The sequence below is a fragment of the Pseudomonas sp. SYWMCR5 genome (genome assembly GCF_057197165.1).
This window is the reverse complement of record NZ_JBXUNH010000001.1, coordinates 1,168,266-1,190,535: the sequence shown is the minus strand read 5'-3', so window position 1 is coordinate 1,190,535 and position 22,270 is coordinate 1,168,266. Positions and strand designations below refer to the sequence as shown.

18 protein-coding genes, 1 other RNA gene and 1 pseudogene are annotated in these 22,270 nt (G+C 58.6%); 7 read left to right on the top strand and 13 right to left on the bottom strand.

The features are described 5' to 3' along the window. A partial coding sequence (locus AC2CGW_RS05495; RefSeq protein ID WP_484573646.1) for an Ig-like domain-containing protein occupies nucleotides 1-1,649 on the bottom strand: 1,649 nt, incomplete at its 3' end. A gap of 615 nt (nucleotides 1,650-2,264) precedes the next feature. On the opposite strand from AC2CGW_RS05495, the gene AC2CGW_RS05490 reads away from it, so the two are divergent. Continuing rightward, complete coding sequence (locus tag AC2CGW_RS05490; RefSeq protein WP_484573645.1) at nucleotides 2,265-2,717, top strand: IS3 family transposase; 453 nt, start codon at nucleotides 2,265-2,267, stop codon at nucleotides 2,715-2,717. A 403-nt stretch (nucleotides 2,718-3,120) separates the two neighbouring features. Here the strand turns inward: AC2CGW_RS05490 and AC2CGW_RS05485 are convergent, their stop codons facing one another. The 6 genes and pseudogenes from AC2CGW_RS05485 to AC2CGW_RS05460 all read right to left on the bottom strand — a co-directional run bounded on the left by AC2CGW_RS05485 (nucleotide 3,121) and on the right by AC2CGW_RS05460 (nucleotide 8,352). After that, nucleotides 3,121-4,824, bottom strand: coding sequence for a LeoA/HP0731 family dynamin-like GTPase (locus AC2CGW_RS05485; RefSeq protein WP_411383275.1), 1,704 nt, complete (start codon nucleotides 4,822-4,824; stop codon nucleotides 3,121-3,123). Beyond that, entirely contained in the window at nucleotides 4,824-5,393 is a 570-nt protein-coding gene (locus AC2CGW_RS05480) for a hypothetical protein (RefSeq protein WP_484573644.1), read from the bottom strand. The genes AC2CGW_RS05485 and AC2CGW_RS05480 overlap by 1 nt, the downstream gene beginning before the upstream one ends. 32 nt (nucleotides 5,394-5,425) lie before the next feature. Beyond that, a pseudogene (locus AC2CGW_RS05475) lies at nucleotides 5,426-5,788 on the bottom strand (recombination directionality factor); the annotation flags it as partial. A 92-nt stretch (nucleotides 5,789-5,880) separates the two neighbouring features. Continuing rightward, nucleotides 5,881-6,885 carry a YqaJ viral recombinase family nuclease gene (locus tag AC2CGW_RS05470; protein ID WP_484573643.1) on the bottom strand — a complete coding sequence of 335 codons (1,005 nt, stop codon included), beginning with the start codon at nucleotides 6,883-6,885 and terminating at the stop codon, nucleotides 5,881-5,883. A gap of 75 nt (nucleotides 6,886-6,960) precedes the next feature. Continuing rightward, the gene (locus AC2CGW_RS05465; protein WP_484573642.1) at nucleotides 6,961-7,929 is read right to left on the bottom strand and encodes a DUF932 domain-containing protein; all 969 of its coding nucleotides are present in this window, start codon (nucleotides 7,927-7,929) and stop codon (nucleotides 6,961-6,963) included. A 93-nt stretch (nucleotides 7,930-8,022) separates the two neighbouring features. Beyond that, entirely contained in the window at nucleotides 8,023-8,352 is a 330-nt protein-coding gene (locus AC2CGW_RS05460; protein ID WP_484573641.1) for a hypothetical protein, read from the bottom strand. A gap of 283 nt (nucleotides 8,353-8,635) precedes the next feature. On the opposite strand from AC2CGW_RS05460, the gene AC2CGW_RS05455 reads away from it, so the two are divergent. Next, a complete protein-coding gene (locus tag AC2CGW_RS05455) occupies nucleotides 8,636-11,716 on the top strand; it encodes a TrlF family AAA-like ATPase (RefSeq protein WP_484573640.1) in 3,081 nt (1,026 codons plus the stop codon). 64 nt (nucleotides 11,717-11,780) lie between these two features. On the opposite strand, the gene AC2CGW_RS05450 is transcribed toward AC2CGW_RS05455, so the two are convergent. From AC2CGW_RS05450 to AC2CGW_RS05440, 3 genes are all read right to left on the bottom strand, one after another. After that, nucleotides 11,781-13,037 (bottom strand): integrase domain-containing protein, encoded by a 1,257-nt coding sequence (locus AC2CGW_RS05450; RefSeq protein WP_484573639.1) that lies wholly within the window; start codon nucleotides 13,035-13,037, stop codon nucleotides 11,781-11,783. 184 nt (nucleotides 13,038-13,221) lie between these two features. After that, nucleotides 13,222-13,613, bottom strand: a transfer-messenger RNA (tmRNA) gene (ssrA, locus tag AC2CGW_RS05445). Between the two features lie 105 nt (nucleotides 13,614-13,718). Next, the gene (locus AC2CGW_RS05440; protein ID WP_063546147.1) at nucleotides 13,719-14,012 is read right to left on the bottom strand and encodes a hypothetical protein; all 294 of its coding nucleotides are present in this window, start codon (nucleotides 14,010-14,012) and stop codon (nucleotides 13,719-13,721) included. A gap of 353 nt (nucleotides 14,013-14,365) precedes the next feature. Here AC2CGW_RS05440 and AC2CGW_RS05435 point away from each other — a divergent pair, with 353 nt between their 5' ends. The 3 genes from AC2CGW_RS05435 to AC2CGW_RS05425 are packed head-to-tail and all read left to right on the top strand — an operon-like array spanning nucleotide 14,366 to nucleotide 16,967. Then, nucleotides 14,366-15,802 (top strand): cytochrome ubiquinol oxidase subunit I, encoded by a 1,437-nt coding sequence (locus AC2CGW_RS05435; protein WP_484573638.1) that lies wholly within the window; start codon nucleotides 14,366-14,368, stop codon nucleotides 15,800-15,802. A 3-nt stretch (nucleotides 15,803-15,805) separates the two neighbouring features. After that, nucleotides 15,806-16,813 (top strand): cytochrome d ubiquinol oxidase subunit II, encoded by a 1,008-nt coding sequence (gene cydB, locus AC2CGW_RS05430; protein ID WP_186722437.1) that lies wholly within the window; start codon nucleotides 15,806-15,808, stop codon nucleotides 16,811-16,813. 13 nt (nucleotides 16,814-16,826) lie between these two features. After that, a complete protein-coding gene (locus tag AC2CGW_RS05425; protein ID WP_063546145.1) occupies nucleotides 16,827-16,967 on the top strand; it encodes a DUF2474 domain-containing protein in 141 nt (46 codons plus the stop codon). Between the two features lie 347 nt (nucleotides 16,968-17,314). On the opposite strand, the gene AC2CGW_RS05420 is transcribed toward AC2CGW_RS05425, so the two are convergent. Together AC2CGW_RS05420 and AC2CGW_RS05415 are read right to left on the bottom strand one after the other, a co-directional pair. Further along, nucleotides 17,315-18,439, bottom strand: a complete 1,125-nt coding sequence (locus AC2CGW_RS05420; protein ID WP_186709991.1) for a methyltransferase — start codon at nucleotides 18,437-18,439, stop codon at nucleotides 17,315-17,317. A gap of 97 nt (nucleotides 18,440-18,536) precedes the next feature. After that, nucleotides 18,537-19,244, bottom strand: a complete 708-nt coding sequence (locus tag AC2CGW_RS05415) for an autoinducer binding domain-containing protein (protein ID WP_484573637.1) — start codon at nucleotides 19,242-19,244, stop codon at nucleotides 18,537-18,539. A gap of 203 nt (nucleotides 19,245-19,447) precedes the next feature. Here AC2CGW_RS05415 and AC2CGW_RS05410 point away from each other — a divergent pair, with 203 nt between their 5' ends. Then, nucleotides 19,448-20,224: a ferredoxin--NADP reductase gene (locus AC2CGW_RS05410; protein WP_186668392.1), complete on the top strand. Its 777-nt coding sequence runs from the start codon at nucleotides 19,448-19,450 to the stop codon at nucleotides 20,222-20,224. 55 nt (nucleotides 20,225-20,279) lie between these two features. Here the strand turns inward: AC2CGW_RS05410 and mscL are convergent, their stop codons facing one another. Further along, on the bottom strand, nucleotides 20,280-20,693 hold the full coding sequence (gene mscL / locus AC2CGW_RS05405; RefSeq protein ID WP_054894040.1) for a large-conductance mechanosensitive channel protein MscL: 414 nt from the start codon (nucleotides 20,691-20,693) through the stop codon (nucleotides 20,280-20,282). 179 nt (nucleotides 20,694-20,872) lie between these two features. On the opposite strand from mscL, the gene radA reads away from it, so the two are divergent. Then, on the top strand, nucleotides 20,873-22,240 hold the full coding sequence (radA, locus tag AC2CGW_RS05400) for a DNA repair protein RadA (RefSeq protein WP_186710007.1): 1,368 nt from the start codon (nucleotides 20,873-20,875) through the stop codon (nucleotides 22,238-22,240). Nucleotides 22,241-22,270 lie beyond the last annotated feature (30 nt).

The following is a 22,270-nucleotide window of genomic DNA, read 5'->3' as shown; positions in this document are numbered from 1 at the left end:
ATCCCCCCAGTGGGCTTGGTGATCACGTTCAACCCTGTCGGAGCATCCGGTGGCGTAGTGTCGATTTTCGGATCTGCAATGAAGTCCAGAATCGCAGGCAAACTTTTGTTATTTGCTGCGTCCGTTGCAGTGATGATGATCTTGCCGTTTGGCTGAGGATCGTTGATATCCAACTTGAAATTGCCGTCGGGGCCGGCTTTTACGTTGTGGGTCTTGCCGTCCGGTGTGGTGACGTTGACCGTGCTGTTGGGCTCGGCTTTACCGGTGATGCCGATCCCCCCAGTGGGCTTGGTGATCACGTTCAACCCTGTCGGAGCATCCGGTGGCGTAGTGTCGATTTTCGGGTCTGCAATGAAGTCCAGGGTTGCAGGCAAACTTTTGTTATTTGCTGCGTCCGTTGCAGTGATGATGATCTTGCCGTTTGGCTGAGGACCGTTGGTATCCAACTTGAAATTGCCGTCGGGCCCGGCTTTTACGTTATGGGTCTTGCCGTCCGGTGTGGTGACGTTGACCGTGCTGTTAGGCTCGGCTTTACCGGTGATGCTGATCCCCCCAGTGGGCTTGGTGATCACGTTCAACCCTGTCGGAGCATCCGGTGGCGTAGTGTCGATTTTCGGGTCTGCAGTGAAGTCCAGAATCGCAGGCAAGCTTTTGTTATTTGCTGCGTCCGTTGCAGTGATGATGATCTTGCCGTTTGGCTGAGGACCGTTGATATCCAACTTGAAGTTGCCATCGGGTCCGGCTTTTACGTTGTGGATCTTGCCGTCCGGTGTGGTGACGTTGACCGTGCTGTTGGGCTCGGCTTTACCGGTGATTCCGATACCCCCAGTGGGCTTGGTGATCACGGTCAACCCTGTTGGGGGGGGGGGAGGGGATGTATCGGCACTTGGGTCAGCCGTATAATTTCCAGTCAGCGTTTTGCTGGTGCGCCCCGAGCTATCCGTTGCCGTCGCCGTAAAAGAGCCATTGGGCTGCGGCACCTTGCTTGCAAAACTGAAACTCCCGTCGTTCCCGGCTATCACGCTAATTTTTGAGCCATCCGGAAAGGTGAAGTCAATGCGCGAGCCAGGAGCTCCTTTGCCAGTGACAGCCATGGTACCGTCGGCTTTAGTGGCTGTCTTAACCTGTGGAGGTTCTGGAGCCGTGGTATTCGGTTTTACGGTGTTAACCCGGTGCCCTCCCCCCCCTCCACCACCTGATTGAGTTAATGCGAACACCCCCAAGGCTGCACCACCCAATAGAGCGCCTTTAGTTAATGGCGAAAGATCATTGAATGATGAACTGATTTTACCCAGCACGGAGTCGGCACCCTGTGCATTTTGTGCGCTTTGCTGAAACGGTTCGTAGCTGACCCCCAGTGGCTGATTTGCAAGTGCGGGCTCTTGAATAACGGCTTCTGTCAATTGCCCATTATCATTGAAGACCAGGGAGTTCTCTTTGCTATCGCGATCGTCAAAGAACTTTTTAATCACTAACCTTTTTTTGTCGAGAAAATCAATAATCAAATTGTCGCCGCTGCGAGTCATTTGCCTGACGGAGAGTTGCCCTGCATTAACGATGACAACGGATGCCGTCTGCAATGTTACTTCCGGGCCTTCGACCAAATTTTGTGTTTGAGTTTTTTTATCAAAAATTATTACTTTCGACATGTACGTTCTTCCTAAAATGCCAAGAAAGCTTTCCGTTCAGCCCCTCTCTGATCTAGGTGAGCATAATGGCGTAATAAAACCTCACACCATAATTCAAACGGAAAGGTCAGACCCTGTTAGTAGCTGAGTGGCCTCATTCGGCGCGCACCCTATAAGATATTAAAATATGCAGATAAACTACTGTGTAGGAAATTTCCTACGGTGGTTTTGTAGTGGTCTAATGAAACCGGATGAACGAGCACCCTGAAAGACAAGACACCGTTTCACCCTTACGGCAAGGGATAGGCAAACGGGGGAGCTTTTGGGCCAGGAGCGGCACCGTTGCTGGAGCCCGGAGCAAAAACTAGCCAGGTTCGCGAGAGCCTTGAGCCAGGACAAAACGTGTCGGTGGTGGCTCGGTGCAACGGCATTAATGCCAAGCTGAACCGGGACGACACAGTGCCGGAGAAGCTGTAGTGCCGGCCTCAGGGCTGAGCGATGCGCTCAAGCAGATCCGTGAACTGCAACGGATGCTGGGTAAAAAACAATGGAAGCGCAAATCCTCAAAGCGGCCGTGGAGATAGCCCGGTCGCGAAAATGGTTTATCCACTCACCTTTGTTGCCGCGGGACGACCCGTGAAGCTGGTCAGCGAATGTTTCAGCGTGGCGCGCTCGCAACTAGCGGTTCGAATCAAGCAATCGGCATCGCCCAAAGCACGGCGAGGCAGGCTTGTGAAGGGCGCTGAACTGGTGGCCGAAATCCAACAACAGGTCAGCGAACTGCCCAACTATGGCTGCCGTCGAGTCTGGGGATTGCTGCGTCGCGCCCGTGAAACCAGGTCGCTACCGGCGATCAATGTTAAGAGGGTTTACCGGGTCATGCGTGATTACAACCTGCTGCCTGACCGCCGGATCAAACAACCCAGCGTGCCGCGTCGGAAGGAGGGCCGTATTCAGTGCAAACCAGCGATACGCGCTGGTGCTCGGACGGCTTTGAGTTCCACACTGTGGCAACAGATGATCGGCAAACGACAACGCTACGAACCGAGCGAAAGAGCGTGTGCAATGAATGCGCAACAGATACGTTGAGCCGCATGAGGAAATTCGCGACTCAAATGATAAAGTCGGCTGATCCATAAGTTGCCGGATGCGAATCGCCATTTGGGGGAGATCCACCGCGAGAGCGGCGTGACCTTCAAGGCTCGGGCCACCTAGTTTGCTGTCATCGACAGCGCTCGCACGGCCAGTTCTACGCCTGTGGATAAACCCGGTCAAGGGTCGACATTCAGCGCCACTTTGGACTTTAAGAGCGGTTATCCACCGGTGGTATTCCGTGGCAACCCCCGGACAACGTGGTTGCTTTTAGCTCTTCAAAGTAAAGGCCTTCCAAACAGGGCGATCTTGCAGTGCCCTATCGACGATAGGGCATGAGCCGATGAAGCCTGGGGTTGTAGCCCAGGCTTCTGTCTGCCCTGTGTGGGTATTGGGGCGGTTAGTTCAACGTTCTGAACTCAGCATCGATGGTTTCAGCTTCAACCCGCCATGCCTGGAAGAGCTGTTGGCGCACACGGCTTTCATCCAGATTGCTTTGCAACTCTTGCCGGCGGGTATTGAGCTGAAGGTAGTCGGGGAAGAATTCTTCCTTGAAACGTTCAGCGTTCACCAAGGCGATGAAGTCCTGGCGCTGTTTTTCGAAGTTGTCGACCATCGTTGCAATGGTTTTCTTGAAGGCTTCTTCGCGTTTGTATTGCTCCCAGCTGTCCCACGCTTCGAGTGCCACACCCAGCAAAGCCAGAGCACCATTAGCGCCCTTGGCGAATTTCACTGCGCCCCAGGGTTTGAACTTCAGGTATTTGCCGATATCCATGCCAACCGTCTTGGCAATCGTCGAGATGCCATCTCGAGCGGCCAGTACCGTGGTGTTGTTGATGAGATTGCCCTTGAGCACGTGGTTGATGCCTTGTTTTCCGAGGGCTTTGACCGTCGTATTGAAGTGATTGACCTCACTGTCGAAGCCAATCTGCATCTTTTCGACCTCAAGGGTGATCGACTGGGTCTGGCGGCTGAACTCGTTTTGCAGCCGTGTGGCGAGGATGATGCCTTCGGCACCGACCTCTCGTTCGAAGAAATCGGTGAACGTTTCAAGGCTACAGCCTTTGGCCTGCAGGATCAGATCGGCGAAGTAGCGCGTGGCAAACTCGCGCAGGCTGATACGTGCTTCTTCGATCTGCTGACCGGTGCTTGCCAATTGCTTACCTAACCGACCATTGAGCTCGTCAAGCTTGCTGACTTCGAGGGAAACCTTGTGGTCGTTTTCGACAGCGATCGGCAGTTGGTTGTTGAGCACATCGCGAATTACGCTGGTACGCATTTCATTAGCCAGCGCAGCGCTGCCACCATTGTGCTCGATCTTCGCTGTGGTCGCCGTTTGCAGGGTTGCGATATGCGACAGGGTCTTGAATTGTTCCAGGTGAGACAGCCAGTGCTCCACACCGAGGTCGAAGGGATTGGCAGCCACGGCAACTATCGAAAGATCGGCTGCTTCCTGATCGCTCAGACCAATCTGTTCGCGAAGCCTGCCCGTGACGTTGTCGCGCTTGACCTGCAGATTGGACTCATAGTCCTGCTCGTCTTCTACGTCAGCTACCTCGTCGAAGCGACTGAGCACGAACACTGTGCGCGGCAGCAGGCCCAGGGTGCGGAACAACCAGTTCAGGTCTTCCTTATGGCTTTCCTTGATCGGGTTGGTCGGGTTCATCACGTACAGCACCAGGTGAGATTCGCTCACGTACTTCTTGGTGATGTCCTTGTACTTCTCGATGGCATGGGTTTCGGCGTTTTCCTGCTCCTTGAAACCGAACAGGCCCGGTGTGTCGATCAGTACGAAGTCATCATCGACCTCATAGATTTTCACCTCGTTGGAGGATTCTGCATGACTGATCTTCATGCTGGATTTATCCAGCTTTTCCATCCAGGCTGCCGCAATCGATGTCTTGCCCTCGGAGAAACCTCCGATCAGCGCGACCTTGAGTTTTTCACCGGATACGCTGTTGATGGCATTCCTCAACTTGCTGCTCAGGGCCCCGTCGATCGGCACGCCGGCCTTTGCACCCTGGTCGAGAAAACCTTGCAACCGTTCGAGCAGCGACAGTGCGTCGGCCTGTTGGGCCTTGAATGTCTTGAGGGTATTTTCCATTACAGTTTTCCTGCGATTTCGATTTGGCGGGAGAGCACTTTCAGGCGTTTGGTGGAGCGAGCCAGCGTTTCAACCTGGCTGGAAGCTTGCTTGGCAGGCGCTTCCAGCGCCCGATCAAGTTGCTCGATCGTCTTCTGCATTTCGCTCAGTGTGCTTTCCAGATTTTCACGTAATGCACTGCGCAGTTGTTCGGTAGCGCCGAGCAGGTTTTTATCGGTTGCCTGACGTTGCTGAGATTTCTTGAAGTCGGAATCGAATGCGCCCCAGATCGCTTTGCCAACCGAGATCAAAGCGGTCAGAACCGAAGCCCCAACGAACCACAGGCTGGCACCGCCGGTGAAGGGGGCTGCTGCGATTCCCAGAAGGCTGGCGATCAGTCCCGCAACCTTGATGCCATTGTCGATTTTGATATTGAGTTTGAAAGGCTGATTGAACTTCATACTGCCGAGCTTTCCATAGCTCGCGGTCAGTTCCTGAGCATGCTTTTCGAATCGCTTGAGAATATCTTCGGCAGCCTTCTGGAAGGTGCTCACTTCAACGTTGATGACCTTGGGCAACTGCTTGCCCAACGCGTGTTGCTGTTCCTCAAGCTGTTCGCTCAGGCATCCGGCGAAGGGCAGGGCAGCAACTGCATGCCGTCCTGAGTGATGCGCTTGCAGGTCTCGCCATTGCCGACGCACAGCGGGCGTCCGGACTGCCGGTCGAACAGGGTGTAGTCGGCGCGAAAGTTCAATTCCGGTTCGTTGAACAGCAGACGTACCGGGATGCTACGCAGCTTGTCGTCCTTGCCCTGACTTAGTTCATCGTTGAGCGGGTGCAACAGCCAGCCATCCCGGCCCTGCACCTGGGAGGTGATGGTGAACTGGTCATCCTTCTCCGGCAGGCGCTTGCCGTTCTTCTCGACGACCTTGCCGATGGAAATCCGCCCGAGTACCGGCGGGGTGATAGCCAGACCTTTGAGCATGGTGGCTCTCCTGGAAATGAAAAAAGGCCAGCCACGCAGCGCGAACTGCATGGACTGGCCAAGGGGAGGGAAAGTGGGGATGAAGATGGAAATCAGCCGACCAGGAAACGCCGCGCACCGGGTTTCAGCAGCGGGTACTTGGCCTGCAGGTAGGGCTTGTCCTGGAGCAGTTGAGCGACATCGAGACCGACGCTGTCCTTGGCCTTGAGCCAACTGACGTAGCCGCTGGAGAACTCCGCCCGACTGGCATCGCCCATGGCCTGCTGCAGCATCTGCTTGAGCTCGGCCTCGCGCTTTTCCTTGTCGGCAATCGACTGGCGAACAGCCTTGAGCTCGATGAAGGCAGCGGCCAGTCCGGCATGGCTGCTGAAGTCGACGACCTGGCCGTTGTCCTCCGGATAGAGGCAGCGCAGGGCCGCTTCGGCGGAAGCGCTACCATCGGCCGGCGGTGGCGTGTCGGTTTCCACGTACTGCCAGAACCGGCGCTCCAGCTCGATCAGGCGCGCGATCATCTGCTCGTCCCGTTCGATGCGGTGAATCTCCAGCGTCTGGCCGCCGAGCAGCACAGCCACATCTGCCGCCTGCTTGCCGGTGACGGCGAGTTGGTGCATCACCTGCAGTTGGACATATTCGGGCACGCCTTCCTTCCAGAGGCGTGCCCCGTTGATGCCGGCCGTCTTGCACTCGAGAATCTGCACATCGTCAGCCCCGATCACCTCGCGGTCGATGTTGGCCAGCATCCAGGGCAGCTCCGGATCCGGGTGCTGCAGCACGGCGTTGATGCGGCGTACCCTGTTCTTGGTGCGCTTGCTGTAATGCCAGGCCACGATGGGCTCCAGGACGTTGCCCCAGTACATCGGGCTCTCCTCATCGTGGGGATCGGCCTTCGGCAGCGTGGTGTCTCGGCCGGTTTTCTCCAGCCACAGTTCGAGCTGCGACTTGTAGGGGTTGAGACCCACGGCAGCCGCAGCATCCGAACTGCCGATGCCCTGCTTGCGGATCTGCAGCCAGTCTTCGCGCGGCAGCTCCTTGGTGCTGACCAGGTGCAGGGCAGGGCGTTTCTTGCTGGTGCTGCCGTTCAATGACGTTGCTTTCATGGTATTCACCTGCAGACATAAAAACGCCCGACCAGCACAAGGCTGACCGGGCGCGAGGGTTGATGTGAGTGAGGGTTAAGCGGCGAGCTGCAGCGCGTTATCCAGGGCACGTTGCTTAATCTGCGCGCCCTGGCCGAACCAGGCCGAGTCCATGCGGTACTCGTTGCTGCGCGCACGGCGCTCGTGGTCGACGTACTCGGTGACGGCGTTGAGCAGGCCCCAGGCGGTGCCTCGTGCCGAGTCCAGCTGGCTACCGCGACCACGGCCTTCGTACAGCTCCTGAACCTTGCGCAGGGCGCGCTCGTTGGGCAGTTGCTCCGGCAGGGCTCCTGTCGGGCTGGTCTCGCACAGCACGCTCATGAAGAAGCTCATTGCCTCGGGCCACCGCACCTTGCGCTCGGCCAGCGCGCGCATGCGGTACATAAACTCATCCCACTGGGATACCGCGATGCCGAGTTGCTTCTTCACCGCCTTGGGATCGAAGCGGGTATTGTGCGGCACCTTGATCGCCCGGCTGGTACCGTCCAGGGCGATGGTCAGGGTGTTGTTGCAGACCACGCGCACCGTAGTTGGCGTGGCCGTGGTGGCCAGGGTGCCGTCGCAGGAAGTGGCCAGTAGCAGATAACCGTTGACCTGATCGTTACCCTTGAGGGCAGCACCTTGCCCGGTACGCGCCAGCGCCCAGAACTTACGTCCGCCCTTGAGCACTCCGGCCGTTTCCAGTTCGTAGCCGGAGACTTCGGTGAGGTCGCGGTAGAACTCCAATACCTCACGCGGCTGCACGGTGTGATAGCGCTGCGAGACCACCGACAGCGGTGCCTTGGTGTCCGAACGGAAGAGCACCTTCTGCTCCGGGAAAGAATGGATGGCGCCCAGGTGGCCGACAGCATCCGACTTGAAGTGCACGGGACTTTCCTGGATCTGCCAGTCCATGCCGGCTTCGCGTTGCCAGACCTCGATGGATTGTTTCTGAGTGAGCTGATTGCCCAGACCATGCCAGGGAGCAGCGCCGGCATAGGCCATGGTTTCGACGAGATGTGCCATGTGAGGATTCCTTGGGATGCAAACCGGCATAAAGCGCTGCGCCAGGCGCAGCACCGACCGGATGAGTGAAATGAGGACGGAGACGGAGCCAGATCAGGCCGGCAGGTTGAAGCGATGAGCGCAGAGCAGGCAGAGGTTGTGGGCCAGGACGTGACGGTCGAGCGACTCACCCAGCTGAGCGCCGAGCGCACAGCCACCGACCCCGCCGGCGAGACCGCCGAGGATAGCGCCCGATACGGAACCGAGGGTGATGCCGACAGGTCCGGCGAATGCGCCGAGTGCTGCACCGGCCTGACCACCTGCCAGAGCAGCGCTGACGCCGCGCGCAACACCACCGACAGTGCCGATGGCAGCGCCGGCTTTCATGGCGTGATGGAAGGAAGCGACTTTGGGGGCGTGACAGCGAGGGCACTGCAATGACATGGGACGAACCTCCTTGGTGTTGATGTCATGGCAGTTATGTAGGGCTGAGATTTTTTTGAATCGAATGGCTGTGTTGTGACCGGCTCATCATGGCCGCGATGGGCTGCAGTCGACCCGATAGGTCAGTTGTGAGAGGTAGGAGCGGGCCGAAATGGCCGCTGCCAAATAGCATGGCAGCAATGGGCTTGCGGTCGGGACTTGAGCGTGGCTTTATGCAGCTCGTACGATGTACTACTGCCCGCCGATAATTTTGAGTGTTTGGCTTGGATATCAAGGACGTGCGATGCCTATAAACCTCCCCGGATCCACATGGAAGAAATGGGATCTACATGTGCATACACCTGAGTCGCTTGTTCACCGTTATCCTGGAGAAAAGGAAGCGGCTTGGGCGGCGTTCCTTGATGACCTCGAAAAGCTGCCTGCAGAGTTCAAGGTTCTAGGGATCAATGACTACTTGTTCGTCGATGGCTATGAGCGAGTGCAGGCAGAGCGCCGAAAGGGACGTCTCGCCAACATTGACCTGGTGCTTCCCGTCGTCGAACTACGGCTTGACAAGTTCGGTGCCATTCTGGAGAAGGGCGAGGACGGGTACGCTCCTTCAAGTTGGAGCAGGATCAATCTCCACGTCATCTTCGACGAAGTTGACGCACAGCTCATACGTGAGCAATTCATGCCCGTTATATCCCAAAACTACTCACTGGTTCCTGGTTCAAAGGGTGGTCGTTGGGGCGGTGTGATTACAAGAAACAACCTGATTGAACTCGGCGAGCAGGTCATTGGCTCAATGCCTGAGCCTATGCGTGCGGCAATGCCCTCTCCTATTCAGGTTGGCTTCAACAATCTGAATGTCAGTTTCGACGCGGTACGGAAAGCGTTGAGCTCCCACCATTTCGATGGCAAGTACCTGATCGCAATCGGCAAGAGCGAGTGGGAAAGTCTGCGCTGGAACGATCATACGATTGCTGAAAAGAAGACCGTGATCAATGAGGCTGATCTGGTTTTCACCGCCGCTGCTAACCCTGAGGCTTATGCAAGGGCTAGAGACAAACTGAAAGAAGCAGAGGTGAACCACCGCCTGCTCGACTGCTCAGACTCTCACGCGCTTAGTACCGCAAATGATAAGGATCGCATTGGTAACTGCTTCACTTGGATCAAGGCAGATCCCACCTTTCAAGGCCTCGTCCAAGCCATCCATGAGTTCGACGATCGAGTTTTTGTAGGCGACATCCCGCCTAAGCGTCACAAGGTCAATCAGAAAAAGACTAAGTTCATTCACGCCATCAAGGTGAAAAAGAACTTTGGCTCCCCCTTGCCGGAGCCCTGGTTCGACCTCGATATTGCCCTGAACCCCGATTTGGTTGCGATTATTGGTAACAAAGGCAGTGGCAAGAGCGCCCTTTCCGACATCATCGCTTTGGTCGGCAACACGCGGCATCATCAGAAATTCTCTTTCTTGAAGGACACACGGTTTCGAAGCCCCAAGCGTAGGTTCGCCGAGCACTTTAAAGGGACTCTAAAATGGCTTGATGGGACAGAGACTGAGCGCTCGTTGCATGAGGATCCGGATCCAGCCGGAGTCGAACGGGTTAAGTACCTCCCTCAAAGCTACCTTGAGGATCTCTGCAATGAACTCGGGGATGGCGGTTCCTCCACCTTCGATGCCGAGCTTCGCAAGATTATCTACTCCCACGTTCCGGAGGAAGAGCGGCTTGGTAAAGCGTCCATGGATGAGCTGCTTGAGTTCAAGGTCGCCGAGATCGAGCAAGCCCGTAGAGCACTCAAGGACGCGATAGCGAAAATTAACTCAGCGGTCGTTGAGGCTGAGCGTCGGTCTACCCCTGAGTTTCGTAGGTCATTGCAGGAAGCTCTGACAGCAAAACACGCTGAGCTCAAGGCTCTGGAGCAAGCCAAGCCTCTTGAGGTTCAGGATCCAAGCGTCGCGCCGGAGGCGCTTGAAGACTCTAAGCAAGCCGCTGGTCGCATCGAAGCGCTTGAAGCGGAAGTGAGAAAGATTCAGTCAGAGCTGGACGCCAGCCAAGCTGCTAAAGCCGCAGCGTTGAAAAGAGAGGCCATTGCCAAACGCATTGCAACGGCGCTGACGAATCATCAGAGGCAGCACGCAAGCTTCGTCGCTGAGTTAGAAGAGCTGTTGAGGGAGCTAGGAGCGGAGGTCGCTGCAGAGACTTTGGTCACCATGACCGTAAACACCGACCCTCTTGCTGTTATAGCTTCGCAAGCTCATGCAGAAGCAGCCCACGTCGATGCGCAAATCACCAGCCAAGTCGACGGCAGCATCTCGCAGCGCATGAATCAGGCCATGGCGCAACTCACCCAACAAAAGGGAATGCTAGGAGAGGCTGAGCGCCAATTTGTGCTTTACAAGGAAAATCTGGCTCGCTGGGAAAGCTCCAAATCCGTAATCATCGGCTCGCCCGACAAGCCAGGGAGCATCGCTCAGCTTGACGCCGAGATTGCCGCATTGGACGGCTTGCCGGATCAACTTCAAGCCCTTCGCACTGAACGAGCAGGGCTAACGCATGAGATGCATGGGCTAATCCAAGCGATGGTAAACGAGTTCAGTCGCCTTTATCTCCCCGTCCAACGCTTCGTTAACTCCGACGAGCAAAGGCAAATCGGCCTTCCTCTCGATTTCCAGGTCCGGATCGAAGAGACAGGCTTCGCAGAACAGTTGCTCAAGCGCATCAATAAAGGCGTAAAAGGTTCGTTCATGGGGGTCGAGGAAAGTGCGCAGAGGCTCCGTTCGCTGTTGATGGCGGCAAGCTTCGAGACCCCTGAAGAAACGGTCACTTTCGTTGAACAGATAGACGACCTGCTCCATTACGACCGTAGAGATGGGCAATCGGACAAGCCGACTCGTCTCACAGACCAGTTGGCTCGGGGTGTATCTGCGGAAGAGTTGCTGAACTACCTCTACTCCCTAGACTACCTTGCTCCCAAGTACTCGCTAACTTATGAGGGTCAAGAAATCGGTCAATTGTCACCGGGAGAACGGGGCTTGTTGCTTCTGGTGTTCTACTTGCTCGTCGACGAAGACGATATTCCAATCGTGATTGATCAGCCTGAAGAGAACCTAGATAACCAGACAATATTCCGCGTGCTGGTGCGCTGTATCAAACGGGCGAAAGAGCGTCGCCAAGTCATCATGGTTACCCACAATCCGAACCTTGCTGTCGTGTGCGACGCGGAACAAATCATTCATGCCACCTGCGACAAGGCCGGTAACCGCTTTGATTACGAAGCTGGTGCGATAGAGCATCCGGGCATCAAGGCAAAGGTCGTGGAGATCCTTGAAGGCACTGAGCCGGCCTTCAAAAACAGACAAGGTAAATATCGTTTGCAGTAGATCGTGCTTGTGTTCGCCGCCCAGGCACGTTTTTACACGGCCTGGGCTGTTAGTGGTCCACTGATCAGCGGATCGAAACGATCTTTCTGTTCCGAGTTTCCTTAATCGCTGACATCGAAAGGTTGCCGGTAGCCGCTTCCTGAATGTGCTCGCTCCACCAGGCCATCATCGGACGCCTGCGCTCGATGTAGTCCGCCCGATTGTAGGCGCTGCGGACCTCGTCCTTGTCGACATGGGCAAGCGCCACCTCGATTAGTTCAGGATCCCAGCCGTGTTCGTTGAGGATGGTGCTGGCCATTGAACGCATGCCATGGCTGACCAAGCGCCCTTCGAAACCCATTCGCTTCAGCGCCATGTTGGCGGTTTGGCTGTTGCTGTGGGTACGAGGGTTCCGGTCTGCGGGGAACACATGCTCCCGATGGCCACTGTAGGGCTTGATTGCTTCCAGTAATGCCAGTGCGTGATCCGTGAGCGGGATAATGTGTGTACGGCGTTTTTTCATACGCTCCGCAGGGATCGTCCAGATCTTCTTCTCAATATCAATGTCCGACCAGCGAGTGGTCGCTGCTTCTGCAGGGCGGGTCATGGTGTGAAGCTGCCATTCGATCAGGCAGCGTGTCGTTCTTTTTATGCTGGCATTGGCGATTGCCACCATGAGCTCTTTCAGCTCATCGGGAGGCAGTGCTGCCATGTTTTTCTTTTTCGGTTTCTTAAAGACAGAGCGGATGCCGCTGAGCGGGTTCGCGTGAATCAGTCCAGAGTTGACTCCGTAAGTCATGATCTCATTGAGTCGCTGAGTCAGCCGTTTAACAGTCTCAAGGCTGCCCTTGGTTTCGAGCGGTCGGAGCAGGTTGATGACCTGAGGTGCATTGATGGCGGAGATCGGGGTGGTGCCCAGGTCCGGGAAGATGTGCAGTGTCAGGGAGCGCCAGATGTCCTCGGCGTAGGCCTGCGTCACTGAGTCCTTTTTCAACTCATACCAAGCCGTCGCGATGTTCTGGAAGGTGTGTTCGGTGGCTGCTTTTTTCGCTTGCCGATCAGCGTTGCGCCGTTCCTTAGGATCGATCCCTTGAGCGACAAGCTCCCTAGCCTCAACGGTTCGTTTGCGTGCCTGAGCCAGGCTCACCTCTGGGAAGGTGCCTAGCCCCATGTTGATCCGTTTCTTCGTTACGGGATGGATATAGTTGAAATTCCACAGCTTTGAGCCATTGATTCTCACTCGCATCTGAAGGCCGTTGCCATCAGTCAGCGTGTAGTCCTTTTCCTTAGGCTTGGCGGCTTTGACTTTGAGGTCTGAAAGGCGCGTGGCTTGGGCACCCATGATGTATTCCAGAGCTTGTTGTGTATTCCAAAAAATACCAGTGGAGTGCTTGGAATACCACGTGGAATACACGAAAACGTAGATGCTGCTGGACGCTATCGGATTGTGATGACGCGGAAAGCCCCGTATTTACTGGATTTCAGGCACAAAAAAAGACGTCCGTGGACGTCTTTAGATGTTGTAATGGTGGAGCCGGGGGGATTTGAACCCCCGTCCGCCAGTACTCCGCTGTCGGTACTACATGCTTAGCCGTGTCTATTGAGTTAATCCGCAGCCGCCCGACGGGCAGGGTGCTTTGGACGAGTTGGGTAAGTTTTAGTCGCTTTGCCCCCAACGTGCTACACGACGATCCTGTTCTGTATGACAATCATTTCGGGTTTACAGGCATCCCCTGATGATTGCTGGAGCCGAAGCTACCAGGAGAGCGGGCTCAGCTGCTTACGCAGCGAGAGCGTAACCCTCGTAGTTTTCGTCATTGGCAACTATAGAAAGTTGCAACAGTGGATTTACGAGTTCTGTTACCAACTCGGCATGCACCTAGAGTTTCGCTACCGGCGTCGAATCCTGATCGGCCCCACACTCAGCTCTAGCTGACGTATCTCTCGACACGTGCCGCCGAGTATACGCCTTTGCGCGGGCGGCGTCGACTGCTGGTGCCGCCGCCCGTTGCAACAGAGCGGCTCAGGCGCCGCTGCCGCCGGCCGAGCCGCTGCCTTTCTCGGTCTTTTCCAGGCGCTCCAGCACCTTGCTGGTGATGGCGATGCACTCCTTGGTATCGCCGCTGGCCTGGGCGGCCTTGGCTTTGTCGACATGCTCGGTGAGGGCCTTGTCCAGGCCTTCGGACGTGGCGCCGGCGGTAGCCATGCTGTCGTTGATCTTCTGCAGGTTGATCGCGCACAAGTCATCGGCAGCGAATACAGGCGAGGCCAGCAGGGTGGCGGCCGCGAAGAGGGCGGAAAGCGCTGTACCTTTCATGGGTGTCTCCTGGTGAAGGCCTCTGGAAGGTGGGCCTGAAAGGTGGACTGTGGCCATTGGCCAAGGGTTCCATCGGGGTTGACCGGGCGATCCACCAAACCCGTCGCGAGTAAAGAGGGTGAGGCAACCGGTCACGCGGCAAACCACCACACAGCCTGCCCTGGCATTCGGGACTATGCTTTCCAACAGTCGTTGATCTGGATCAATCGTTCCAGATGAAACGAGTTGGCCGCCTGGCCAGAATCCCTGCGATCGAACAGAACAATTCGACAACAGCGCACTCGATCACCGTGGGGGCAGTGAGCGCGAGGGTCACGAGCCCGGACGCCCGGATTACCTGAAGAGGAAGCACTATGTTCGGTTTAGAGGCCTTGGAGCTCGCCCGAATCCAGTTTGCGTTTACCGTATCCTTCCACATCCTGTTCCCGGCCATCACCATTGGCCTGGCGAGCTACCTGGCGGTCCTCGAAGGCCTCTGGCTGAAGACCAACGACAACGTCTACCGCGACCTCTACCACTTCTGGTCGAAGATCTTTGCCGTCAACTTCGGCATGGGGGTGGTCTCGGGGCTGGTCATGGCCTATCAGTTCGGCACCAACTGGAGCCGTTTCTCCGATTTTGCCGGTGCCGTCACCGGGCCTTTGCTGACCTACGAAGTGCTGACTGCCTTCTTCCTCGAAGCCGGTTTCCTCGGGGTCATGCTGTTCGGCTGGAACCGCGTGGGGCGTGGGCTGCACTTCTTCGCCACGGTGATGGTGGCGCTCGGCACGCTGGTGTCGACCTTCTGGATCCTCGCCTCCAATAGCTGGATGCAGACGCCCCAGGGCCACGAGATCATCGATGGCCGGGTGGTGCCGGTCGACTGGCTGATGATCATCTTCAATCCCTCGTTCCCCTACCGCCTGATGCACATGGCCACGGCTGCGTTCGTTGCCACGGCGTTCTTCGTCGGTGCCTCGGCGGCCTGGCATCTGCTGCGCGGGCGGGATAATCCGGCGGTGCGCAAGATGCTGTCGATGGCCATGTGGATGGCGCTGATCGTTGCGCCGATCCAGGCGGTGATCGGTGACTTCCATGGCCTGAACACGCTCAAGCACCAGCCGGTGAAAATCGCCGCCATCGAAGGCCACTGGGAGAACAAGCCCGGCGAGCCGACGCCGCTGATCCTGTTCGGCATCCCCGACATGCAGGCCGAGACCACGCGCTTCAAAGTCGAGATTCCGGCGTTGGGCAGCCTGATCCTGACCCACAGCCTGGACAAGCAAGTACCGGCCATGAAGGAGTTCCCGCCTGAAGACCGGCCGAATTCGACCATCGTGTTCTGGTCGTTCCGGGTCATGGTCGGGCTGGGCTTCCTGATGATCTTCGTGGGGCTGTGGAGCTTGTGGCTGCGCAAGCGTGGCACGCTGTACAGCTCGCGGCCATTCCTCTACCTCACACTGTGGATGGGGCCGTCGGGGTTGATCGCGATCCTCGCAGGCTGGTTCACCACCGAGATCGGTCGTCAGCCGTGGGTGGTGTATGGGCTGATGCGCACGGCAGACGGGGTGTCGAACCACAGCTACGGACAGCTTGGCTTCACCCTGGTGATGTTCGTGGTGGTGTACTTCGCGCTGTTCGGCACCGGCATCGGCTACATGATGCGCCTGGTGCGCAAAGGGCCGCATACCGGCGAGGGCGATACGCAGCCACCGGGAGGTCCCGGGCAGAAACGCACGCCAGCGCGGCCGCTGTCGGCTGCCGATGACGGCACGGAACACGACGCCGTCAGCCTGAACAAGGGGAACTGAGCCATGGGTATCGATCTTCCGCTGATCTGGGCCGTGATCATCATCTTCGGGGTGATGATGTACGTGGTCATGGATGGCTTCGACCTGGGAATCGGCATGCTCTTCCCCTTCGTCAAGGGCGAGCGTGACCGTGACGTGATGATGAATACCGTCGCCCCGGTATGGGACGGCAACGAAACCTGGCTGGTGCTGGGCGGGGCGGGGCTGTTCGGGGCCTTCCCGATGGCCTACTCGGTGGTGCTCGAGGCGCTGTACCTGCCGCTGATCCTGATGCTGGTGGGCCTGATCTTCCGTGGCGTGGCCTTCGAGTTCCGCTTCAAGGCCAAGGCCGACAAGCGCCACCTGTGGGACAAGGCGTTCATCTGGGGTTCGCTGGTGGCCACTTTCTTCCAGGGCGTGGCGCTGGGGGCCTTCATCGAGGGCTTCAAGGTGGTCGACCGCCATTACGCGGGTGGCGCGTTTGACTGGCTGACGCCGTTCAGCATCTACAGCGGCCTGGGGCTGATCGTGGCCTACACGCTGCTGGGTTGCACCTGGCTGATCATGAAGACCGAAGGGCCGCTGCAGAAGCAGATGCACGACCTGGCGCGGCCGCTGGCGCTGGTGCTGCTGGTGGTGATCGGCATCGTCAGCCTGTGGACGCCGCTGGCTTATCCACAGATCGCCGATCGTTGGTTCAGCATGCCCAACCTGATCTGGTTCATGCCGGTGCCGGTGTTGGTGCTGGTGACCTTCTATGGGTTGCTCAAGGCGGTGGCGCGCAACGCCAACTACACGCCGTTCCTGCTGACGTTGGTGCTGATCTTCCTGGGCTACAGCGGGTTGGGCATCAGCCTGTGGCCGAACATCATCCCGCCGTCGATCTCGATCTGGGATGCCGCTGCGCCAGCGCAGAGCCAGGGCTTCATGCTGGTGGGGACGCTGTTCATCCTGCCGTTCATCCTGGGGTACACCTTCTGGAGCTACTACGTGTTCCGCGGCAAGGTGACCCACGACGACGGCTACCACTAGGGAGTGCCGGGCGATGGATATCGAGGAGAAGAAACCGCTGTGGCAGCGCCTGGGTTGGCTGGTGCTGATCTGGGCGCTGAGTGTCGCGGCGCTGGGGATCGTGGCCTATGGCATGCGCATGTTCATGAGTGCGGCGGGGTTGAGTACGCATTGAGCCGGGTAAGGGCTTTGTTGTCCTGGTAGGAGCACCTTCCTTGTTCAAAATCTAAAGGCCAGCCCGGTCCTTGTGGGAGCGGGCTTGCCCGCGAAAAGGATACTGCGGTGCATGGCACCGGCTGCGCCGGTGATCGCGGGACAAGCCCGCTCCCACAGAAGACTGGTTCCCCACAGAAGACTGGTTCCCCACAGAAGACTGGTTCCCACAGAAGACTGGTTCCCCACAGAAGACTGGTTCCCACAGAGGACTGGTTCCCCACAGAAGACTGGCTGGTTTCAAACCCTAAGCCTGGACCCGACATTGGGCTGGCTTTTGGGTTTTTTACAAGACAGTTGGCCCTACGATCACTTGCGCGCCTTGAGCACCACGAACTTTGGCGTCGCCGCGACCTGCTCCACACCGCGGAACAACCGCGACAGCTTGCTGTGATAGCCCAGGTGGCGGTTGCCGACGATGTACAGCGCGCCGCCGACCACCAGCGCCTCCCGGGCCTGCTGGAACATGCGCCAGGCGAGGAAGTCGCCGACCACTTGCTGCTGGTGGAATGGCGGGTTGCACAGCACCACATCCAGCGACTGCTTCTGCTGCCCGGCCAGGCCATCATCGGCGTGGATGTCCGCTGCGCGATCGCCCAATGCCGCCTGCCAGTTTTCCCGCGCCGATTGCACGGCCATGTACGACTCGTCCACCAGCGTGTAGTGCGCATCCGGGTTGGTCAGTGCACTGGCGATGGCCAGCACGCCATTGCCGCACCCCAGGTCTGCGACCCGGGCGCTGCCGAGGTTGCGCGGCAGGTGCGGGAGGAAGGCGCGGGTGCCGATGTCCAGGCTTTCGCGGCAGAACACGTTGGCATGGTTGACCAGCTCCAGCGCTGGGCTGTCCAGGCGGTAGCGGGTGGGGTAGGGCGAAGCTGCGACGGGGCGCTCGCCAACCGTGGCGATCAGCAGGCGGGCCTTTTTCTGCGCAAGCGACGCCTGGACCGGGCCGATGTACTGCTCCATCAGGTCGCCGGCGGCACGCGGCAGGTGCTTGATCATCGCCCCGGCGATCACTTCGGCGCCGGGTGCCAGCTTGCCCTGCAGGCGGATCAGTTGTTCCTCGAGCAGCGCGAGGGTCTTGGGTACGCGAATCAGTACGCGGTCGAACGGCCCCTGCCAATGATCGCTGGAGGGTACGAAGGGCACGCTGTCGTAAGGTTTGCCATTGCGCGCGAGGTTTTTCTCCAGGGCCAGGTGGGCCAGATAGGAGTCGCCGCTGCTGGTCACCTGCACGTGGCCGGCGAGGCTTGCCGCCAAGGCGCCGAAGCTGTCGTTGAGGATCAGCACGCGGCACGCGGCTTGAGGTGCCTGGGCTGCCAAATGGCTCAGCAGGTACTCGTCGGCAGCGTCGAAGGCTTGCAGGGGGTCGTTGTTCTGCTCCGGCTGGCGGATCAGGTCGAGTTCGGCGAAGGGGCTGGTCAGCAGGGGCATGGGGGAACGGACTCGATGCGGCTTTGCCTGTGGTGGACGACCACAGGTGTCAAAACGTTCGATTCTACAGGGCTTTGCCGATGACGGGCAGTTACTCTCAGATTAAACCGTGACGCACGGCAACCACGACGGCAGCGGTCTTGTTGGACACGTTGAGCTTGGTGATCACGCTGCGGATATGAAAGTTCACGGTGCTCGGCGACAGCGAGAGAATGCAGGCGATGTCTGATGCGGTCTTGCCATCAGCGGTCCACTTGGTGACCTCCAGCTCACGGTCGGTCAAGGCTGGGGCCGGATCCATCGCCTTACGGTGATGATTGCAGATCAACTCATGCAGCACGTTGTGCAGCCAGAGCAATTGTGCGCTCTCGGCCAGGAATTCGAGTGTCGAGATCGGGTGCCTGGGGCGGGCCACGCTGAGCTGGCTGATGTCGTGGATGTGATCGTGGAGCGATTGCGTCCACCCATGCCGCAGGCCATGACTGCAGGCGAGGCTACGGTATTCGGGGGCCTCTTTATAGAGTTCGTCTTCCCAGAGTACTGGGGCCGTGGAGCTGCGGCTGAGGGCCATGACAGGGTCTTGCTCGATGAAGTGGCGATCTGCCTGATAGTGGGCATTCCACTCCTTGGGAAAATTGTTGTACAGGATCACATGGGCACGTTGTGCAGGAACATGTAGGTGCAGCGTAAGCCCGAGGTACTCCATCCCCATCTCTTGAACGAGTGCGATGGCTTGGTCGAACATGCGTTCTGGGTGCCGCTCACCCAGCAACGCATGGAGATTCTCGGGCTTCCAATGCGACATGTTCTTGCTCCAAGTGGATCCATAATTTCACGGCATCCATCCGAGTGTAGGAAAAGCTGACTAACGCGCAGGAAATTTTTCGCTATAGCCAATGCTTGAATATAGATTTTGTTGTACCTGATCTGTACGAGACCCTACAGCTCCTCGGTGTTCCTGCGCGTCACTTTGCGCCACACTTGGCGTATTCACCTTGGGAGTCCGTCATGACCGCCAGTGCCGACAAGTTCACTTCGCAAACCCTGCTCGATGTCCAACCTTTGACGCCGAACCTCTTTAGCCTGCGTGTAACGCGTGATGCGGGGTTCCGTTTTCGGGCCGGGCAGTTCGCGCGCCTGGGGGTGTCCAAGGCCGACGGCAGTGTGGTGTGGCGGGCCTATTCGATGGTCAGCGCGCCCCATGACGAGTTTCTCGACTTCTTCTCCATCGTGGTGCCGGGTGGCGAGTTCACCAGCGAATTGAGCCGGCTGGGAGAGGGCGACACACTGCTGATCGATCGTCAGGCTTTCGGCTACCTGACCCTGGATCGCTTCGTCGGTGGCCGCGACTTATGGCTGCTGGCCACAGGCACCGGTATCGCGCCCTTCGTATCGATCCTCCAGGACTTCGAGGCCTGGGAGCGCTTCGACAACATCAAGCTGGTGTATTCGGTGCGTGAAGCCAAGGAGTTGGCGTACCTGGACCTGATCGCCGGGCTTGAGCAGCGCGACTACCTGGCCGAGTTCGCCGGCAAGCTGCAGTTCATTCCGGTGGTCACGCGTGAGGTACATCCTGGCGCCCTGAATGCGCGGATCACCACGCTGATCGAGAGCGGCGAGCTGGAGCGGGCGGCGGGCCTGGAGTTTTCGCCGGAGCATTCGCGGATCATGCTGTGCGGCAACCCCGACATGATCGACGAGACACGCAAGGTGCTGAAGGCGCGCGACCTGCAACTGAGCCTGAGCAAGCGGCCGGGGCAGGTGGCGGTGGAGAATTACTGGTAGGGCGCTTTGCGCGCGACGCTATCCGGGGCCGTATCGCGGCCCCGGTGCGTTTTGGTCACGGCTGGCGGTTCTGCGCCTTGAGCAGGTCGCGGATCTCGGTCAGCAGGGTTTCCTGTGGCGTCGGCACCGGTGGGGTGGTGGGGGCCACGGCCTCTTCGCGCTTGAGGCGGTTGATCGCTTTCACGCCCATGAAGATGGCGAACGCCACGATCACGAAGTCGATGACGGTCTGGATGAACTTGCCGTAAGCCAGCACCACCGCCGGGATATCGCCTTCGGCGGCCTTGAGGGTGATCGCCAGGTCACTGAAGTCCACACCGCCGATCAGCAGGCCCAGTGGCGGCATGATCACGTCGCCCACGAACGACGAGACGATCTTGCCGAAGGCCGCGCCGATGATGATACCAACCGCCATGTCGACGACATTTCCCTTGACCGCGAAGGCCTTGAACTCGCTGAGCACGCCCATGTTTTATTCCTTTGTAACAAATGGTGAGGTAAACGCAGTGTAAGCCACTAAAACGCTTCATGCGCTGCATTCAGGGCTACAGACTGCCATTAGAACGAATAGTTTTGTCGCACGCAGCAGCGCCCGAGGCACATCGGGCTTGGGCTATCATGGCGGTCTTTGCCCAGGAGACTGACCCGATGGCCAAGGCCAAGCGCTTGTATGGCTGCACCGAGTGCGGCGCGACCTTTCCCAAATGGGCCGGCCAGTGTGGCGAATGCGGCGCCTGGAACACCCTCGTTGAAACCATGATCGAAAGCGCCGGCGCCGCAGCGCCTTCAGGGCGTGCGGGCTGGACTGGGCAGCAGGCGCAGATCAAGACCCTGGCCGAGGTCAGCGTCGAGGAGATCCCGCGCTTCACCACCAGCAGCACCGAGCTCGACCGCGTGCTCGGCGGCGGCCTGGTCGATGGTTCGGTAGTGCTGATTGGCGGCGACCCGGGGATCGGCAAGTCCACCATCCTGCTGCAGACCCTGTGCAACATCGCCACGCAGATGCCGGCGCTGTACGTCACCGGGGAAGAGTCGCAGCAGCAGGTGGCCATGCGTTCCCGGCGCCTGGGCCTGCCCCAGGACCAGCTCAAGGTGATGACCGAAACCTGCATCGAAACCATCATCGCCACGGCGCGGGTGGAAAAGCCGCGGGTGATGGTGATCGACTCGATCCAGACCATCTTCACCGAACAACTGCAGTCGGCGCCTGGCGGCGTGGCCCAGGTGCGCGAGAGCACGGCGCTGCTGGTGCGTTATGCCAAGCAAAGCGGCACGGCGATCTTCCTGGTTGGCCACGTGACCAAGGAAGGCTCGCTGGCAGGCCCGCGGGTGCTGGAGCACATGGTCGACACCGTGCTGTATTTCGAGGGTGAATCGGACGGGCGCCTGCGCCTGCTGCGGGCAGTGAAGAACCGCTTCGGTGCGGTCAACGAGCTGGGCGTGTTCGGCATGACCGATCGTGGCCTGAAGGAGGTGTCCAACCCCTCGGCGATCTTCCTCAACCGTACCCAGGAAGAGGTGCCGGGTAGCGTGGTGATGGCCACCTGGGAGGGCACCCGGCCGATGCTGGTCGAGGTGCAGGCGCTGGTCGACGACAGCCACCTGGCCAACCCGCGACGGGTCACCCTGGGCCTGGACCAGAATCGCCTGGCCATGCTGCTGGCGGTGCTGCATCGCCATGGCGGTATCCCCACCCATGACCAGGACGTGTTCCTCAACGTGGTCGGCGGGGTCAAGGTGCTGGAAACCGCATCCGACCTGGCGCTGCTGGCGGCGGTGATGTCGAGCCTGCGTAACCGGCCGTTGGCCCATGGCCTGCTGGTGTTCGGCGAGATCGGTCTTTCTGGCGAGGTGCGCCCGGTGCCCAGCGGTCAGGAGCGCCTGAAAGAAGCGGCCAAGCATGGCTTCAAGCGCGCCATCGTGCCCAAGGGCAACGCACCGAAGGAAGCCCCGCCAGGGCTGCAGGTGATTGCGGTGACGCGTCTGGAGCAGGCCTTGGACGCACTGTTCGAATGACCGATCTTCTTGCAACTGATTCTCAGTAGC

What these genes read in the sequence shown, in the direction of transcription:
- AC2CGW_RS05485 (WP_411383275.1), bottom strand. Translation starts at nt 4,824, where the DNA reads ATGGAAAATACCCTCAAGACATTCAAGGCCCAACAGGCCGACGCACTG.
- AC2CGW_RS05470 (WP_484573643.1), bottom strand. Translation starts at nt 6,885, where the DNA reads ATGAAAGCAACGTCATTGAACGGCAGCACCAGCAAGAAACGCCCTGCC.
- AC2CGW_RS05465 (WP_484573642.1), bottom strand. Translation starts at nt 7,929, where the DNA reads ATGGCACATCTCGTCGAAACCATGGCCTATGCCGGCGCTGCTCCCTGG.
- AC2CGW_RS05460 (WP_484573641.1), bottom strand. Translation starts at nt 8,352, where the DNA reads ATGTCATTGCAGTGCCCTCGCTGTCACGCCCCCAAAGTCGCTTCCTTC.
- AC2CGW_RS05455 (WP_484573640.1), top strand. Translation starts at nt 8,636, where the DNA reads ATGCCTATAAACCTCCCCGGATCCACATGGAAGAAATGGGATCTACAT.
- AC2CGW_RS05450 (WP_484573639.1), bottom strand. Translation starts at nt 13,037, where the DNA reads ATGGGTGCCCAAGCCACGCGCCTTTCAGACCTCAAAGTCAAAGCCGCC.
- AC2CGW_RS05440 (WP_063546147.1), bottom strand. Translation starts at nt 14,012, where the DNA reads ATGAAAGGTACAGCGCTTTCCGCCCTCTTCGCGGCCGCCACCCTGCTG.
- AC2CGW_RS05435 (WP_484573638.1), top strand. Translation starts at nt 14,366, where the DNA reads ATGTTCGGTTTAGAGGCCTTGGAGCTCGCCCGAATCCAGTTTGCGTTT.
- cydB (WP_186722437.1), top strand. Translation starts at nt 15,806, where the DNA reads ATGGGTATCGATCTTCCGCTGATCTGGGCCGTGATCATCATCTTCGGG.
- AC2CGW_RS05425 (WP_063546145.1), top strand. Translation starts at nt 16,827, where the DNA reads ATGGATATCGAGGAGAAGAAACCGCTGTGGCAGCGCCTGGGTTGGCTG.
- AC2CGW_RS05420 (WP_186709991.1), bottom strand. Translation starts at nt 18,439, where the DNA reads ATGCCCCTGCTGACCAGCCCCTTCGCCGAACTCGACCTGATCCGCCAG.
- AC2CGW_RS05415 (WP_484573637.1), bottom strand. Translation starts at nt 19,244, where the DNA reads ATGTCGCATTGGAAGCCCGAGAATCTCCATGCGTTGCTGGGTGAGCGG.
- AC2CGW_RS05410 (WP_186668392.1), top strand. Translation starts at nt 19,448, where the DNA reads ATGACCGCCAGTGCCGACAAGTTCACTTCGCAAACCCTGCTCGATGTC.
- mscL (WP_054894040.1), bottom strand. Translation starts at nt 20,693, where the DNA reads ATGGGCGTGCTCAGCGAGTTCAAGGCCTTCGCGGTCAAGGGAAATGTC.
- radA (WP_186710007.1), top strand. Translation starts at nt 20,873, where the DNA reads ATGGCCAAGGCCAAGCGCTTGTATGGCTGCACCGAGTGCGGCGCGACC.